Annotated in this window: 2 pseudogenes; both read right to left on the bottom strand. The window is 62.5% G+C overall.

The window, feature by feature from the left end:
* Positions 1–113 precede the first annotated feature (113 nt).
* Positions 114–836 (bottom strand): annotated as a pseudogene (istB, locus tag ABIB00_RS38855) (IS21-like element helper ATPase IstB); the annotation flags it as partial.
* A gap of 8 nt (positions 837–844) precedes the next feature.
* A pseudogene (istA, locus tag ABIB00_RS38850) lies at positions 845–2,335 on the bottom strand (IS21 family transposase); the annotation flags it as partial.
* Between the last annotated feature and the right edge of the window lie 114 nt (positions 2,336–2,449).

Genomic DNA, 2,449 nt, shown 5'->3' with positions numbered 1-2,449 from the left:
CCCCGTATCGGCGTCCAATTTTGACCCCTTCGAGCGGCGGGTTTTGGTGGTAGCGCTCGCACCGTCGGAGCTGGTCGGGGTTGCGGAGACGGTGCGATTGCGTGATCGTCGTCGCGGCTTTTGAAGCGCCAGCTGTCGTTGCCGGTCTCGACGATGTCGCAATGGTGGGTCAGGCGATCGAGAAGCGCGGTGGTCATTTTGGCGTCGCCGAACACGCTGGGCCATTCACCGAACGCGAGATTGGTGGTGACGACGATGGACGTGCGCTCGTAGAGCCGGCTGACGAGGTGGAACAGGAGCTGGCCGCCGGATTGGGCGAACGGTAGATAACCGAGTTCGTCGAGGACGATGAAGTCCATCCGGGTCAAATGCTCGGCGATCCGACCTTGCCGTCCATTGCGGGTCTCGATCTCCAGACGGTTGACGAGGTCGACCACGTTGTAGAAGCGGCCGCGGGCACCGGATCGGATGCAGCTTCTGGCGATTGCGATGGCCATATGTGTTTTGCCGGTGCCGGTACCGCCGATCAGCACGGCGTTACGTTGCTGGGCGATGAAGCCGCCGCCGGCGAGATCATTGACCAGCGTCTGGTTGATGGGTGTGCCTTCGAACTGGAAGTCCTCGAGATCCTTGGCCAGCGGCAGCTTGGCGATGGTGAGCTGGTACTTGATCGAGCGGGCCTGCTTCTCGTTGATCTCGGCGTTGAGCAGGTCGCCGACAATGCGCTGGGGTTCGTGCTGGCGTTTGACAGCGGTCGCCATGATCTCGTCGAAGGCAGCCTTCATGCCGTAGAGTTTGAGCTCGCCCATGAGGTCGAAGAGTTGAGTACGTTCCATCAGATGGTTCTCCTGAGGTTGTCGTAACGGGCACAGTCGGCGATCGGGGCGTGGCGCAATGTCAGTGCGGCCGGGGTGAGAATGTTGGCTGGCGGCGCAGGATCACGCTGGCGGGCCAGGATGTTGAGCACGACATCGGCGGAATGAACGCCGTGAGCGATCGCCTCGGCGCAGGCTGCTTCGACGGCCGGCAAGCCGTCGGTCAGAACCGCGTTGAGGATATCGACCATCTGCCGGTTGCCATCGTCGGCACTGGTAAGCTTACGCCGCACACGTTCGATCGCAGCCGGAAGCACCCAGTCCTTGAAGGGAGCGCCGTTGCGCAAGGCACCGGGTTTGCGAGCCAGTACCGGCACGTAATGCCAGGGATCATAGGTCGTCTCGCCGCGGCCGAACGAGCGAGCATGCTCGGCAACGATGCGTCCGTCCTGACGGATCACAATGCGGTCGGCGTAGGCGTGAACCTCGACAGGCCGCCCGACAGCGCTGGCCGTGACCGAGTATTTATTGTTGTCGAACCGCACCAGACAGGTCGTCGAGACCGATGCCGGCACCGCGTGGAATCCGTCGAACCGGCCGGCATAGGGAACGAGCTTCGGTCGCTCGGCTTCGAACACCTCCCAGACCGTCTGTTCGGCCAGTTCTGGATGCCGGTGCGCCTTGGCGTAGGCGATGCACTTGTCCAGCAGCCACGCGTTCAACTCGTCGAGGGTTTTGAACCGCAGCCGCGGCGTGAAGAAGCGCTCCCGGACAAGCCCAACCTGGTTCTCGACCTGGCCCTTCTCCCAGCCCGACGCTGGCGTGCAGGCAACCGGATCGACCAGGTAGTGGCTGCACATCTGCATGAAGCGGCGATTGTAGAGACGCCCTTTGCCGACGAAGATCGTCTCCACCGCCGTCTTCATGTTGTCGTAGATGCCGCGCACGCAGGTGCCCTTGAACAGGGCGAACGCCCGGTCGTGGGCGTCGAACACCATCTCCTGTGTCTCGCGCGGATAGCAACGCACGAACAGCATCCGGCTATGGCAGAGCCGGACATGGGCGGCCTTCACCATCACCGTCACGCCATTGAGCAGGACCACCTCGTGGCTCCAGTCAAACTGGTAAGCTTCTCCGGGCGCAAAGCTAAGCGGGACGTAGGCAGCGGCCGTGGATTGTCCGCGCTCCTTGCTCCATCGCCTGGCGTAGCGCCGCACGGCGTCGTAACCGCCGTCATAGCCGCGCTCACGCAGCTCCTCGAAGATCCGGATCAATGTCAGTTGCTCGCGAGCGGACTTGCCCGCGTTCCCTGACAACAACCCGTCGAGTTCTGCTGCCCATCGTCCCAGCTTCGGCCGCGGCTGGACAACACGCTCGTACTCGAATGAGGTCTCTCCCGATCTCAGCACCTTCCGGACTGTGTTCCGCGACACCTTCAGGTCACGGGCGATCTCCTTGATCGTCTTGCCCTTGATGAAGTGCTCGCGCCGTATCCGGGCGATTGTCTCCACGATCAGCATCCCCGACCACCTGCTTCATGACGAAGCAGGCAGCGCAACAGACCAACCTGTAGGGGGTCAATTTTGGACGCCGATCCCCCGGCTTAGGGGGTCAATATTGCAGGCCGAATGACA

Origin of the sequence: Bradyrhizobium sp. LB14.3 (assembly GCF_040547985.1) — a bacterium.
Classification (GTDB): domain Bacteria; phylum Pseudomonadota; class Alphaproteobacteria; order Rhizobiales; family Xanthobacteraceae; genus Bradyrhizobium.
The sequence above is the reverse complement of the archived record's forward strand: the minus strand, read 5'-3'. Positions and strand labels throughout refer to the sequence as shown.